At 36.6% G+C, this 298-nt stretch carries 1 pseudogene; it reads right to left on the bottom strand.

The annotated features are described in order from the left end of the window. Positions 1 to 298 (bottom strand): annotated as a pseudogene (locus tag B3R79_RS03765) (endo-beta-1,4-galactanase); the annotation flags it as partial.

Genomic DNA, 298 nt, shown 5'->3' with positions numbered 1-298 from the left:
CCATAGCATCGATGCTTAATTTGTAAGTACCTGAGCTGAGATTTCCTACTGTTTGATAGATAGAACTTTCATATGCTTTGTCTGACCAGAAGCTGAGTTTATAACGCGTATTATCATAAACTTCGGTCTTAATCCCAGAAATTTGGCCATTTTTCCAAACATTCCAAGATGATGGACTTTCGGTATAACCATCCCATTCAAAGCTATTGTTTTGAAGGAGATTTGTTAGATTAGAGTAATTAAAGGCTTTGATGCCACGTAAAGCATTTCCTTGGAAATCGAAGACAGCTTGATTTTC

This window comes from Streptococcus sp. UBA3373, from assembly GCF_002360305.1.
Lineage (GTDB): Bacteria > Bacillota > Bacilli > Lactobacillales > Streptococcaceae > Streptococcus > Streptococcus alactolyticus.
This window is presented reverse-complemented; position numbering and strand designations above follow the sequence as displayed.